This is a genomic window from Streptomyces diastatochromogenes (genome assembly GCF_002242805.1).
In the GTDB taxonomy this organism is placed as follows: Bacteria; Actinomycetota; Actinomycetes; order Streptomycetales; family Streptomycetaceae; genus Streptomyces; species Streptomyces diastatochromogenes.
Genome location: NZ_MCGQ01000016.1, coordinates 411,827 through 424,655, shown reverse-complemented (window position 1 = coordinate 424,655; position 12,829 = coordinate 411,827). Strand labels below are relative to the sequence as shown.

14 protein-coding genes are annotated in these 12,829 nt (G+C 70.9%); 10 read left to right on the top strand and 4 right to left on the bottom strand.

All coding sequences use genetic code 11. The features are described from left to right. Positions 1-104: 104 nt before the first annotated feature. The gene (locus tag BEK98_RS21405) at positions 105-1,469 is read left to right on the top strand and encodes an NAD(P)/FAD-dependent oxidoreductase (protein WP_094218205.1); all 1,365 of its coding nucleotides are present in this window, start codon (positions 105-107) and stop codon (positions 1,467-1,469) included. A 122-nt stretch (positions 1,470-1,591) separates the two neighbouring features. Here the strand turns inward: BEK98_RS21405 and BEK98_RS21400 are convergent, their stop codons facing one another. Next, the gene (locus tag BEK98_RS21400; protein ID WP_094218204.1) at positions 1,592-3,055 is read right to left on the bottom strand and encodes an NsdA family TPR-like regulatory protein; all 1,464 of its coding nucleotides are present in this window, start codon (positions 3,053-3,055) and stop codon (positions 1,592-1,594) included. Positions 3,056-3,294: 239 nt separating this feature from the next. On the opposite strand from BEK98_RS21400, the gene lipB reads away from it, so the two are divergent. The 4 genes from lipB (at position 3,295) to BEK98_RS21380 (ending at position 6,365) form a co-directional block, all read left to right on the top strand. Then, positions 3,295-4,092 carry a lipoyl(octanoyl) transferase LipB gene (lipB, locus tag BEK98_RS21395; protein WP_094218203.1) on the top strand — a complete coding sequence of 266 codons (798 nt, stop codon included), beginning with the start codon at positions 3,295-3,297 and terminating at the stop codon, positions 4,090-4,092. Between the two features lie 123 nt (positions 4,093-4,215). Next, entirely contained in the window at positions 4,216-5,181 is a 966-nt protein-coding gene (gene lipA, locus BEK98_RS21390; RefSeq protein ID WP_094218202.1) for a lipoyl synthase, read from the top strand. A gap of 226 nt (positions 5,182-5,407) precedes the next feature. Continuing rightward, a complete protein-coding gene (locus BEK98_RS21385) occupies positions 5,408-5,605 on the top strand; it encodes an SCO2195 family GlnR-regulated protein (RefSeq protein ID WP_094218201.1) in 198 nt (65 codons plus the stop codon). 58 nt (positions 5,606-5,663) lie between these two features. After that, positions 5,664-6,365, top strand: coding sequence for a DUF4191 domain-containing protein (locus tag BEK98_RS21380; RefSeq protein WP_094218200.1), 702 nt, complete (start codon positions 5,664-5,666; stop codon positions 6,363-6,365). 73 nt (positions 6,366-6,438) lie between these two features. Here the strand turns inward: BEK98_RS21380 and BEK98_RS21375 are convergent, their stop codons facing one another. Further along, a complete protein-coding gene (locus BEK98_RS21375; protein ID WP_094218199.1) occupies positions 6,439-6,906 on the bottom strand; it encodes an RDD family protein in 468 nt (155 codons plus the stop codon). Positions 6,907-7,114: 208 nt separating this feature from the next. Between BEK98_RS21375 and glnA the strand changes: the two genes are divergently transcribed. After that, a complete protein-coding gene (gene glnA / locus BEK98_RS21370; RefSeq protein WP_094218198.1) occupies positions 7,115-8,524 on the top strand; it encodes a type I glutamate--ammonia ligase in 1,410 nt (469 codons plus the stop codon). An 82-nt stretch (positions 8,525-8,606) separates the two neighbouring features. Here glnA and BEK98_RS21365 read toward each other — a convergent pair whose 3' ends face one another. Beyond that, positions 8,607-8,852, bottom strand: a complete 246-nt coding sequence (locus BEK98_RS21365) for a hypothetical protein (protein WP_094218197.1) — start codon at positions 8,850-8,852, stop codon at positions 8,607-8,609. Between the two features lie 275 nt (positions 8,853-9,127). Here BEK98_RS21365 and BEK98_RS21360 point away from each other — a divergent pair, with 275 nt between their 5' ends. The 4 genes from BEK98_RS21360 to pspAB all read left to right on the top strand — a co-directional run bounded on the left by BEK98_RS21360 (position 9,128) and on the right by pspAB (position 12,493). After that, positions 9,128-9,385, top strand: a complete 258-nt coding sequence (locus tag BEK98_RS21360; RefSeq protein ID WP_094218196.1) for an SCO2583/SCO2584 N-terminal domain-containing protein — start codon at positions 9,128-9,130, stop codon at positions 9,383-9,385. A gap of 47 nt (positions 9,386-9,432) precedes the next feature. Then, complete coding sequence (locus tag BEK98_RS21355; RefSeq protein WP_094218275.1) at positions 9,433-10,833, top strand: HEAT repeat domain-containing protein; 1,401 nt, start codon at positions 9,433-9,435, stop codon at positions 10,831-10,833. Positions 10,834-10,934: 101 nt separating this feature from the next. Next, entirely contained in the window at positions 10,935-11,855 is a 921-nt protein-coding gene (gene htpX, locus BEK98_RS21350; protein ID WP_094218195.1) for a zinc metalloprotease HtpX, read from the top strand. Positions 11,856-11,908: 53 nt separating this feature from the next. Then, positions 11,909-12,493: a PspA-associated protein PspAB gene (gene pspAB / locus BEK98_RS21345; RefSeq protein ID WP_094218194.1), complete on the top strand. Its 585-nt coding sequence runs from the start codon at positions 11,909-11,911 to the stop codon at positions 12,491-12,493. A gap of 16 nt (positions 12,494-12,509) precedes the next feature. Here pspAB and BEK98_RS21340 read toward each other — a convergent pair whose 3' ends face one another. Continuing rightward, a complete protein-coding gene (locus tag BEK98_RS21340) occupies positions 12,510-12,779 on the bottom strand; it encodes a hypothetical protein (protein ID WP_094218193.1) in 270 nt (89 codons plus the stop codon). Positions 12,780-12,829 lie beyond the last annotated feature (50 nt).

Sequence of the window (12,829 nt, the reverse complement as noted above, 5' to 3'; positions counted from 1 at the left end):
TTCCTGACCGATCACGGCCCTAACCTCGACCCGAACTCGGGTATCCCTGGAGCCAGTTGGGGGCATGACGTCTCCACCGGCCGCGCAACCACAGGAGGGGCCTCGTGCTTGAGCCCGCGTACCAGGTGGACGTCGTCATCGTGGGAGCCGGCATCGCCGGACTCTCGGCGGCTCATCGGCTCACCAGCGCAGGAGTAACGACCGCAGTCCTGGAGGCCGCCCCTTACGTGGGCGGCCGTATGTCGACCGAGAAGGTCGACGGCTTCCGACTCGACCGCATCGGACAGCTGCTGTCCACGTCCTATCCCGAGCTCCGCCGCACCGCGGGGCTCGACTCACTCACCCTGCGCCGCTTCGCGCCCGGCGTCCTGCTGCACCGCGACGGGCGCACCCATCGCGCGGGCGCACCGGCGGCCGCAGGGAGCGCAAGGGGCGCACTCCATGTGGTGCGCGCCCTGGCAAGCGCCCCCAGGGGCCCGGCGGCCGGGCCGGGCCGGGCCGGTGCGCCGGTGGGCGGCGCGGTCGACCAGGCCCGCCTGGGCGCCGCCCTGGGCCGGATCGCCGCCACCCCCGTCGAACGTCTGCTGTCCCGGCCCGAACAGCCCGCCGCACAGGCCCTCGCGGCCCGCGGGGTGCCCGCCCGGACGATCGACGGCTTCCTCCGTCCGCTGCTCGCCGCGCTCCTGTGCGACCCGGAGCTGACCACGTCCAGCCGGTGCGCCGACCTGGCGCTGCACTCCTTCGCGAGCGGCCGGCTGTGCGTGCCGGAGGGCGGCGCCGAGGTGCTGCCGGAGCTGCTGGCCGGCGCGCTGCCGCCCGGCACCGTGCGCACCGGGGTGCGGGTCACCTCCGTGTCCACGACCTCGGTGACCACGGCCGAGCACGGTGAGATCCGCTGTCGTGCGGTGCTGCTGGCGACGGACGCGCGGGCCGCGGCCGAGCTGCTGCCGGGGCTCAGGGTGCCGGACTTCCACCCGGTGACGGTCGTCCACCACACCACGGACGAGCCGGCCGCGGTCCTCGCGACGGGCACGTCGCTGCTGCTGGACGCCGACCGCGGCGGCCCGGTCGCGCACACGGCGGTGCTCAGCAACGTCGACCCGAGCCGCGCCCCGGCCGGCCGCGTGCTGATCTCGTCGACCGTGCTGGGCACCCCGCCCGACGGGATCGACACCGCCGTCCGCATCCACCTCTCGCGGCTCTACGGCACCTCGACGCGCCGCTGGGAGACACTCGCCGTGCACCACACCCCGCAGGCGATACCGGCGATGCGCCCCCCGCACGACCTGCGCCGCCCGGTACGCCTCCTGGCCGGCCTGTACGTCTGCGGCGACCACCGCGACACCAGCACCGTCCAGGGCGCCCTGCACTCGGCTCACCGCGCCGCGGCGGCGGTCCTGGCGGACCTGGGGGCGACGGGTTCGCTGCACAGCGCGGACCCGACACCCAGTTTGCCCCGGGCGGCGTAGACGCCCTGAAGGGGCGCGGGACCGTATCGATATGCGGCTCCGCCGCGTGGGCGCGACCAGCCACGACGGCGGCGTCACCGGCTGAACAACCGCAACCCGCAACGGCGAGTGGCTGCTGTTGCTCACCCCAACGCCGCCACCTTCTCCCGATACCCCCGCACCGGTGCCGCGTCCCGATACGGCTCCAGCCTGCGTTCGAAGTCCTTCACGTATTCGATCGCGCGAGCGCTCCGCATCTCCGCCGCCTGGCCGGCGGCCTCGGCGGCCAGGGCGCAGGCCTGGTCGAGTTCGCCGAGGCCGAGCCGGGCGGTGGCGAGGACGACCCGGCAGAACAGCCGGCTGCGGGCGTAGGAGGGGGCGCGGAGCTGGAGGGAGCGTTCCGCGTGCTGGGCGGCGGCCCGGAACTGCTGCAGGTCGCGGTGGCAGTGCCCGAACTCGTCGGCGAGCTGCGCCTCGTCGAAGAACCGGGCCCAGTACGGCACGTCGTCCCCGGGCCGGGCCGCCTCCAGGGCGCGCTCGGCCCGCACCAGCGCCCCGGTGCACGCCCGCACCTCCCCGAGCACCCCGTGCGCGCGGGCCTCGGAGGCGTGCAGCAGCGCCTGCACGACCGGCGGCGCGCCGGTGCCGACCCCCTGCTGGGCCACCCGCGCCAGCTGCACGGCCTCCCTGCCGTGTCCGAGGTAGACGGCCTGGCGGCTCATGGTGACCAGCACGTAGGAGCCGTAGGACCGGTCACCGGCCGCCTGGGCGAGGCGCAGGGCCTGCACGAAGTAGCGCTGGGCGAGTCCGTGCGCGGCGATGTCGTACGAGGTCCAGCCCGCGAGCCGGGTGAGGTCGGCGGCCGCGGCGAACAGGCGGCGGCCGGTCTGCTCGTCGTAGGTGCCGCGCAGCATCGGCTCGCACTCGTGCTCCAGGTAGCGCACGAGGGCCTGCCGGGCGTGGCCGCCGCCGTAGGCGTCGTCGAGGGTGCGGAACAGCTCGCCGACCGAGCGCAGCGCGGCGATGTCACCGCCGCTGACCTTGTGGCCGGGGGCGCGGGCGGCGTGGCCGCGGGGCCGGGGCGGAGCCGGTACGGCCTCCGGGCGGCCCTGGGCGCCGGGGCGGACCTGGGCGGGCACCCGGGGCGCCGGCTCCCGGGCCACCTTGTCGTCGGCCTTGCCGATCAGCCAGTCCCGGCTGGGCACGACCAGCCCCGCCGGGGTGAAGGCGATCTTGCGCAGCTCGGCGTGGCTGCCGGAGTCCTTGCGCCACAGCCCGCTGACGATGTCGACGGCCTCCTCCGGAGTGGCCGCGAACTCGAGCCCGGCGTACACCGGCGCACAGGCGTCCAGGCCGAGATCCTGGGCCGTGAGCCGGCGCCCGAGCCGGCGCGTGAACACCTCGGCGATCAGCGCGGGCGTCGTGCCCCGGGGCTGCTGCCCGCGCAGCCAGCGGGTGACCGAGGTCTTGTCGTATCTGAGGTCCAGCCCGTGTTCCAGACCGAGCTGGTCGACGCGACGGGCCAGTCCCGCGTTGGAGAACCCCGCTTCTGCGATGAGCGCGGCGAGCTGGCGGTTGGGGGTGCGCTGCGCGGGTCGGTCCGTCATCTGTGGTGCGGTCTCCTGCCTTCCGGGCTTCTGAAGTGCCGGGATTGCCTGTGAGCTGCCCTTTTGGCATCACGAACGGCGCGAATGTAGCGGAGAGTGAATAGACGATCACACACTTCCCGGCGCATTCATCCGATCGTGTGAGGATTGCCCTCCGGGCTGACGTACGCCGGACGGACGTACAGTGGCGTGGGCGCTTTACGTGCCTGACACACCCATCGCTGAGGGAGGCGCTTGCCGTGAGTGAGTTGCGGTTCGTCCACATGGGGTTCGGCGCGGATGCCGTCGAGTACCAGGAGGCGTGGGACGAGCAGCGCCGGGTGCACGCGGCCCGGTTCGCCGACGAGGTCCCCGACACCGTGCTGCTCCTGGAACACCCCCCGGTGTACACGGCGGGCCGCCGCACCGAGGACAGCGAGCGTCCGCTGGACGGCACCCCGGTCATCGACGTGGACCGCGGCGGCAAGATCACCTGGCACGGCCCCGGTCAGCTGGTGGGCTACCCGATCCAGAAGCTGCCGCGCCCGGTGGACGTCGTCGCGCATGTGCGCCGTCTGGAGGAGGCGCTCATCCGCACCTGCACCGAGTTCGGCGTGGAGACCACCCGGGTCGAGGGCCGCAGCGGCGTGTGGGTGCTCGGCGACCCGGTCGAGCAGCGGCCGGCGCTCGGCGGACTCTCCCTCGACTTCGACCCGCGGCTGCACGACGACGAGTTCGACCCCCGTCTCAACGGCCCGGAGTACGCCCCCTCCAACGCCGGCCAGCGCCGCGAGGACCGCAAGATCGCCGCGATCGGCATCCGCGTCGCCAAGGGCGTCACGATGCACGGCTTCTCCTTCAACGTGAACCCGGACAACCGCTGGTTCGACCGGATCATCCCGTGCGGCATCCGGGACGCGGGGGTGGCCTCCCTGGCCAACGAGCTGGGCCGGGAGATCACGATCGAGGAGGTCCTGCCGGTGGTGCGGCGCCACCTGACGGACATCCTGGAGAACGCGGAGCTGAAGCCGCGGGTGATCGAGAAGACATCCGCCTGATCCAGGGAATGCGCCCTGCGGCCGTGAGGTTGGCCTCAGCTGAAGGGCTCAGTTAACACGGGCGTACGCTGGTGTGCGCCGAAGAATCGAAGACTACGCAAAGCAAACAGCAGGGAGCCGGTCGTGTCCGCAGTCGCACCCGACGGACGCAAGATGCTGCGCCTGGAGGTCCGCAACAGCCAGACCCCCATCGAGCGCAAGCCCGAGTGGATCAAGACCCGGGCGAAAATGGGTCCCGAGTACACGAAGATGCAGAACCTCGTGAAGAGCGAGGGCCTGCACACGGTCTGCCAGGAAGCCGGCTGCCCGAACATCTACGAGTGCTGGGAGGACCGCGAGGCGACCTTCCTCATCGGCGGCGACCAGTGCACCCGGCGCTGTGACTTCTGCCAGATCGACACCGGCAAGCCCGAGGCCCTGGACCGTGACGAGCCGCGCCGCGTCGGCGAGTCCGTGGTCACCATGGACCTGAACTACGCCACCATCACCGGCGTCGCCCGCGACGACCTGGAGGACGGCGGCGCCTGGCTGTACGCCGAGACCGTGCGCCAGATCCACCAGCAGACCGCGGACCGCGAGGCCGGCCGCACGAAGGTCGAGCTGCTGGCCCCCGACTTCAACGCGGTCCCGGAGCAGCTCGCCGAGGTCTTCTCCTCACGCCCCGAGGTCTTCGCGCACAACGTCGAGACCGTGCCGCGGATCTTCAAGCGCATCCGCCCCGGTTTCCGCTACGAGCGCTCGCTGAAGGTCATCACCGAGGCCCGCGACTACGGCCTGGTCACCAAGTCCAACCTGATCCTCGGCATGGGCGAGACCCGCGAGGAGGTCAGCGAGGCGCTCAAGCAGCTGCACGAGGCGGGCTGCGAGCTGGTCACCATCACCCAGTACCTGCGCCCCTCCGTGCGCCACCACCCGGTGGAGCGCTGGGTCAAGCCGCACGAGTTCGTGGAGCTGAAGGAGGAGGCCGAGCAGATCGGCTTCTCCGGCGTGATGTCCGGTCCGCTGGTGCGGTCCTCGTACCGTGCCGGGCGGCTGTACCAGATGGCAATCGAGAAGCGGGGCTCGTACATCGCGACCCAGGCGGTGTGAGCAGCGCGTGTGAATTCGCGCACAAGTAATTACTGGCCAGTAATGGCCGAGTCGACGCGGTTCTGACCGTCCTCGCTGATGAGGGCGACCGTCAGGGCCGCGTCGCTGTTTCAGCGCTCTGTATCAAGGCTTCATTGGTGTTTGACCGGTCGGTCACGCCCTGGTAACACCAATCAGTGACTCTGATATCACGCCACGTACACCCGACCGAGGGGGGACCTCGATCATGCAGGCCGCGCCCGTCCGCGCCACCGCCATTCCGTCCTTCACCGACGCTCTCCGCGCCGTCGAGTCCCTGCTGATGAGCAGCGGCCAGCGCACCGCCCGCCGCAACGCCTGGACCTCCGTGCTGGAGGACCGCCGCCGCGCCAAGGACCGGGTCGAGGCGCAGCGCGTGCTCGACCAGGCCGCCACCCGCTCCTGAATCCCCCCACCGGGCACTGCCGTCGTGGGCACTCCCGGGGGCACGTAGACTTCGTGGCATGGCGAGGAAGGAAACCGCGGCGGACGCCGCGAACGCAGGGCGACTGAAGCAGATCGCCCTCACGTACAAGATGACCCGCAAGGCCGACAAGAAGATCGGTCTTGTACTCGCGGGTGTCGGCATCGGCATCCTCGGTGTCTTCCTCGTGATCGGATTTCTGATCGGTCATCCCGTCTATCTCGGGATCCTGGGCCTGCTGCTCGCCTTCCTCGGGACGGCGATCGTGTTCGGCCGCCGGGCCGAGCGGGCCGCCTTCGGGCAGATGGAAGGCCAGCCGGGGGCCGCGGCGGCCGTGCTGGACAACATCGGCCGGGGCTGGACGACGACTCCGGCGGTGGCGATGAACCGCAGCCAGGACGTGGTGCACCGGGCGGTCGGCAAGGCCGGCATCGTGCTGGTCGCCGAGGGCAACCCGAACCGGGTGAAGAGCCTGCTGGCCGCCGAGAAGAAGAAGATGAACCGCATCGTGGCGGACGTGCCGGTGCACGACGTGATCGTGGGCTCGGGCGAGGGCCAGATCGAGCTGAAGAAGCTGCGCACGACCATGCTGAAGTACCCGCGCGTGCTGACCGGCCCCCAGGTGACCACCACCAACGACCGACTGCGCGCCATGGGCGACCTGATGAGCAACATGCCGCTGCCGAAGGGCCCGATGCCGAAGGGCATGCGGATGCCGAAGGGCGGCCCGAAGGCCCGCTAGACCTCCTCGTACGAGACGCGTACGACGAAGGGGGCGCCCGGAGTGACCGGACGCCCCCTTCGTCGTACTCGGGCTAGCTGCGGACCTCGACGGTCTGCGCGAGCCGGTCGTGCAGGCCGCGGCCGTCCCGGTCCCAGATCAGGGCGGGGAGCGCCAGGCACAGCAGGACCGTGCGCAGCAGGGCCCGGAGCGGGTTGACCGTGCCGGTCTGCAGGGCCACGACCCGGATACCGAAGAGGCGCTTGCCCGGGGTGAAGCCGAGCGTGCCGACCAGAAGGGCGCTCATCGCGAAGAAGATGAGCAGGGCCCAGTTGCTGGTGGCGGGGCTGTTGCCGTGCGTGATCAGGCCGTATGCGATCAACACACACAGACCCCAGTCGACGGCCAGGGCCCCGAGGCGCCTGCCGGGCCGTGCGATCGAGTTCGGTCCGTCCTCCGGGAGGCCGAGCTGTTCGCCCCGGTATCCGAAGTCGGCTCCGGCTTCTTCCATGGCCGCGCGCGGCCCGGAAAGCCACGATCCCATTGCTTGCCTGTTGTCCACCCGTCCACGGTACGCGCCCGGATTCGGGCAGGGCGCACAGGGGTGTGTCGGCGCTACGGTGGAAGCGTGGCCGGTTAACTTCTGCGAAACAAATGGGTCACGCCCGAGAAATCACCCGTCCCTAGGGTCGGAGGCAGCGTGTGCCACCGCACTGGCCGCACGAACGATCTACCACCCCGGCGGGACGGTCGGGAGTAGGAGGAGCTGGATGTTCCAGAACGCCGACGAGGCCAAGAAGTTCATCGCGGACGAGGACGTCAAGTTCGTCGACGTCCGGTTCTGCGACCTGCCGGGCGTCATGCAGCACTTCACGGTGCCCGTTGAGGCGTTCGACCCGGACGAGGAGCTGGCCTTCGACGGATCGTCGATCCGTGGTTTCCAGGCCATCCACGAGTCCGACATGGCCCTGCGCGCCGACCTCTCCACGGCCCGCGTGGACCCGTTCCGCCGCGACAAGACCCTCAACATCAACTTCTTCATCCACGACCCGATCACGGGCGAGCAGTACTCCCGTGACCCGCGCAACGTGGCCAAGAAGGCCGAGGCCTACCTCGCGTCGACCGGTATCGCGGACACCGCGTTCTTCGGCCCCGAGGCCGAGTTCTACGTCTTCGACTCCGTCCGCTTCGCGACCGGCGCGAACGAGTCCTTCTACCACATCGACTCCGAGGCGGGCGCCTGGAACACCGGTGCGGTCGAGAACAACCGTGGTTACAAGGTCCGCTACAAGGGCGGTTACTTCCCGGTCCCGCCGGTCGACCACTTCGCCGACCTGCGCGCCGAGATCTCCCTGGAGCTGGAGAAGAACGGCCTGAAGGTCGAGCGCCAGCACCACGAGGTGGGCACCGCCGGCCAGGCCGAGATCAACTACAAGTTCAACACGCTGCTCGCCGCCGCCGACGACCTCCAGCTCTTCAAGTACATCGTGAAGAACGTGGCCTGGCGCAACGGCAAGACCGCGACCTTCATGCCGAAGCCGATCTTCGGTGACAACGGCTCGGGCATGCACGTGCACCAGTCGCTGTGGAGCAACGGCGACCCGCTGTTCTACGACGAGGCCGGCTACGCGGGCCTGTCGGACATGGCCCGCTACTACATCGGCGGCATCCTCAAGCACGCCCCGTCGCTGCTGGCCTTCACCAACCCGACGGTGAACTCGTACCACCGCCTGGTCCCGGGCTTCGAGGCGCCGATCAACCTGGTGTACTCGCAGCGCAACCGCTCCGCCGCGATGCGTATCCCGATCACCGGCTCCAACCCGAAGGCCAAGCGCGTCGAGTTCCGCGCGCCCGACTCCTCCGGCAACCCGTACCTCGCCTTCTCGGCCCTGCTCCTCGCGGGCCTGGACGGCATCAAGAACAAGATCGAGCCGGCCGAGCCGATCGACAAGGACCTCTACGAGCTGGCTCCCGAGGAGCACGCGAACGTGGCCCAGGTCCCGACCTCCCTGCCGGCCGTCCTCGACTCGCTCGAGGCCGACCACGAGTTCCTCCTCCAGGGCGACGTCTTCACGCCGGACCTGATCGAGACCTGGATCGACCTCAAGCGCACCAACGAGATCGCGCCGCTCCAGCTGCGTCCGCACCCGCACGAGTTCGAGCTGTACTTCGACGTGTGATCGACGCTGCCCCAGCGTGCGAGGGCCGCCACCGGGAACGTTCCCGGTGGCGGCCCTCGGCCGTGTTTCCGACCCGTCGCCGTCAGCCCACCACGATCACCACGACGGGGGTGTTGAACCCGTTGTTGAAGCCGAACCCGTTGTTGAAGCCGAAGAAGCCGTTGTTGAAGCAGTTGCCCCGCCAGCTGTTGAAGCAGCCACGGTTGGTGGACACCTGCGTCGGGGTGGCTGCCGACGCGGTACCTGCCGTGCTGATCGCGGCACCGCCGAGCATGAGGACGCCGACGGCGGACACTGCGGCGAGTCGCCTCGCGCGATGTGCATTCATGGATCCACCTTCCTTCCACCCCTCGTGCGGCTTTCCGAAGCACGAGACTGATGGCCGCGACCTCGGAGTGAAAAGTCCGGCGCGGGTAGGGGGCGCCGCACGCGTAGGAGAAAGCAGGGCAGACGACGTCGGACACCCTGCGGTGCGGCTCTCACGGAAAATGCTAGCCGCGAAACGACCATGCAGCATCCTGGGCAACCTTTGCCGCTTCCCATGCTTCCTACTCTCGGGGGATCATCCTCCTGGTTCTGTCCGACGAGAGAGGTTGAACGGGGATGACCGAACGGGACGACTGGGAGCTCGAGTTCGATCACAGATGGGCGAACTCTGCCGAGCACAAGGAGCCCTCCGCACGGGCCCGGATGCTCGCCGCCCGCTGGAAGGAGAACCCGCCGGACCCGGCACCCTTCCGCGCCGACCCGGAGCCGTCGGCGCCGCGGCGGTCGTCGTGGGTGTCGACGGCCGTGGTGCTGGGCTGTGTGGCCGCGGTGATAGTGCTGCTCGGGTACGCGCAGATGCGTTCTCCGTATTAGGAGTAAGAGGAGTAAGAGGAGTAAGAGGAGTAAGGGGAGTGCGGGGGGTGCGGGAGGGGAGCCGGGCCGCGCTGCGGCTGGCCGAGGGCGCGGCGCTGCGGGACGTGATCGACACGGGCGACGCGAGCGCCTGGCTGTGGCTGGACGAGGGGGTGCGGACGGACGAGTGGTACTTCGTGCCGTACACCGTCCCCAGCTGGGAGGAGACGCCCGGCGGGCGTTCGCTGACCGCCGCCCTGCACGCCGACGGCCCGCTCACCGAAGGGCAGCTGGCACTCGCCCTGTGCCACCGGGACGGCCGGATCCGGTACCGGGCGCTCGGGCGGGTCACCGGGCGCCCGGCGCTGCTGCCGCTGGTGGTCGTGCGGTGCGCGGACTGGGCGCAGCCGGTGCGGGAGCGGGCCAGGAAGCGGCTGGCCGAGGCGCTGGACGCGGAGACGGCGGCACGGCTCGCCCCGCTGGTCCGGCGCCTCGCCGACCGTCACCGGGGCGACCACGCCCTCGGCCTGCTGGGTGAGGTGCTGCGGAAGGCGCCCGGTGAGCGGTTGGCCCCGCTTCTCACCTCCCCCGACCGCCCCGTACGCCGGTTCGCGTACGGTCTCGCCGTCGAGGAGGGGCTTCTCTCCGCCGTTGAGCTGGCTCGCGCTGCCGCCGGGGACGACGACGCCGTCGTACAGACCCTGTGCAGCGAGGCCGCCCTGGCCGCCGTGGCAGAAGAGGACGCGGAGGAGGTGCTGGGGGCGCTGCTCGGCGCCCGCAGTCCCCGGGCCCGGTCCGCCGGGGTGACCGCGCTGCGGCGCCTGGGGCGGCCCGATCGGGCCATCGGGTTTCTGGCGGACCGGTCGGCGCTGGTGCGGGCCTGCGCCCGGTATGTCGTACGGCAGTACGGGACCGATCCGCTGCCCTGGTACCGGGACCGGTGCGCCGACCCCGGTGACCCCGCGTTGCCGCCAGGTGCCGCGATCGGGCTCGCGGAGTGCGGGACCCGCGCGGACGCCGGCCTGCTGTGGCCGCTGCTGGACCACCCGGCGCCCGGCGTGCGGGCCAAGGCGGTGGCCGGGCTGCGCTCGCTGGATGTGACGGACGTGCCGCGGATGCTGCGGCTGCTGGACGATCCGGCGCCCGGGGTCGTCGGCGAGGCCACCCTCGCGCTGCTCCCCTCCGCCGGGCTGCTGCCCGAGGCATGGCTGGCGGAGCGGCTGGCGGCCGGGCGGCCGCGGTGGGTACGGGTGTCGGCGTACCGGCTGCTGGACGCGCGCGGCGGTGTCGTACGGCTGCGGGCGGCCGTGGCGCTGCTCGCCGACGCGGACGAGCGGCTGCGGACGCGGGCCGAGCTGACCGTGCGGTGGGCAGGTCCGTGGGGACCGGACGCCGAGGTCGCGGAGCTGCTCGCCCGGGCCCGTTCCCACCTGGGCCGAGGCGCCCCGGTTCCGGCCCAGGATTCATAGGAAGCCTTTGCTGCCCCTAGGTCTGCTCGCGACCTCCTTATGGGATTCCGCAGGTGCACACTGGACATCGGGACGAGTGCCTGACTGCGGGGTGATGCAAGATGCAGAGCCGCTTTAGGAGCGATCGGCGGCTGACCGTGCGGATGACGGTCACGATGTTCCTGCTCGGGCTGCTGTACGTGGCCTTCGTCGCCGCGTTGATCGTGCTGCTCAAGTCCTGGCTGCTGGTCGTCGTCCTGATCGGGGCGATGTTCGTGGCCCAGTTCTGGTTCTCCGACCGGATCGCGATGTTCGCCATGCACGGGCGGGTCGTGGAGCGGGAGGAGTATCCCGAGCTGCACGCGGTGGTCGACCGGCTGTGCGCGATCGCGGACATGCCCAAGCCGGTGGTCGCCGTCTCCAACATGGACATGCCGAACGCGTTCGCGACCGGGCGCAATCCCGACCACGCCGTGGTCTGTGTGACCACGGGCCTGCTGCGGCGGCTGGAGCCCGCCGAGCTGGAGGGTGTGCTCGCGCACGAGCTGTCGCACGTGGCGCACAAGGACGTCGCCGTGATCACGATCGCGTCCTTCCTCGGGGTGATCGCGGGACTGATCGTCCGGTTCGCCTTCTACTCGCAGCTCTTCGGCGGGGGCCGCAGGGACCAGAACACCGCCGTCGTGTTCGCCGCCGTGATGGGCGTCTCGGCGGCCGTGTACGCGATCAGCTTCCTGCTGATCCGGACCCTGTCCCGGTACCGGGAGCTGGCGGCCGACCGGGCGGCCGCGCATCTGACCGGCCGGCCCTCGGCACTGGCCTCGGCGCTCACCAAGGTCACCGGGGACATCGCCCGGATCCCGACCAAGGACCTGCGCACGGCCCAGGCCTTCAACGCCTTCTACTTCACCCCGGCGACCGGCAAGGAGCCCGGCATCGAGCGCTTCTTCTCCACCCACCCGACCCTGGAGCAGCGGCTGGACCAGCTCGGGCGGATCTCCGCTGAGCTGGGCGAGGCGGCGGCTCCCGGGAAGGCGGGCTGAACATTCGTGGGCGGGCTGAACACATGAGGCAGCTGCGGAAGGCGGGCTGAACTTTGGGGCTGCTGGACATCCTGCTCGGGCGGACGAAACCCGTCGCGCCCGACCTCGACCAGCTGTTCGCGCTGCCCTCGGCGGCGATCACGCTCCAGGCGGCAGCGGGGTTCACGCCGACCGGGGTGGGTGCGGTGTGCTTCGCCACGGTCGAGGGCGCGGCCTTCGAGCAGACCCACCGGGAGGTGCAGGCCCTGCTCGACGCGGACGCCGACCGCGCCGGTCCCCCGGTGGAACTGACCCAGGACGGTTACGGCTACTCCTGGCTGGTCTCCCGGCGGGCCCCCGACCAGCTGCCCCAGCTGGTCAACGACCTGCACGCGGTGAACAGCTCGATGGAGGTCAACGGCTTTGGACCGCAGCTGCTGTGCTCCCTGGCCGCCTTCGAGGACGAGCGGGGACGGCGCCTGGCCCTCGTCTACCTCTACAAGCGCGGCACCTTCTATCCCTTCGCGCCCCTGCCCGGCGCCGCCGAACGCCGGGACAGCGCGCTGGAGTTGCAGGTGAAGGCGCAGCTCGTGAACGACCTCAGGATCGAGCAGGACCTGAGCCGCTGGTTCCCGGTGTGGGGAGCCCCCGGCCTGTGACCGGGGGCTCCCTGGCTCACTTGCTCTTCTCGCGCTCCTGGCGCCGGGCCTCGTAGGGGCGCTCGCGACGGTAGCGGCGCTCCCACTTGGCCTGGCGGTCCCGGCGCTCGCGGTAGGCCTGGTAGGTGGTGGGCGCGCCCGGCTGTCCTCCCCCGGCGGACGGGGTTTCGCCCCGCCCGTACCGCACGTAGAGGAAGAGCACGGCGACGGCGGCGAGCCACCAGGTGTGGTTTCCGAATCCGAGGATCACCAGGACGGCGGTCCCGGACAGGACGATGGTGCCCATGACGGTCCTCCGTTCGCGTGGATGTGTGATCGGCGTGCATCCAGCGTAGG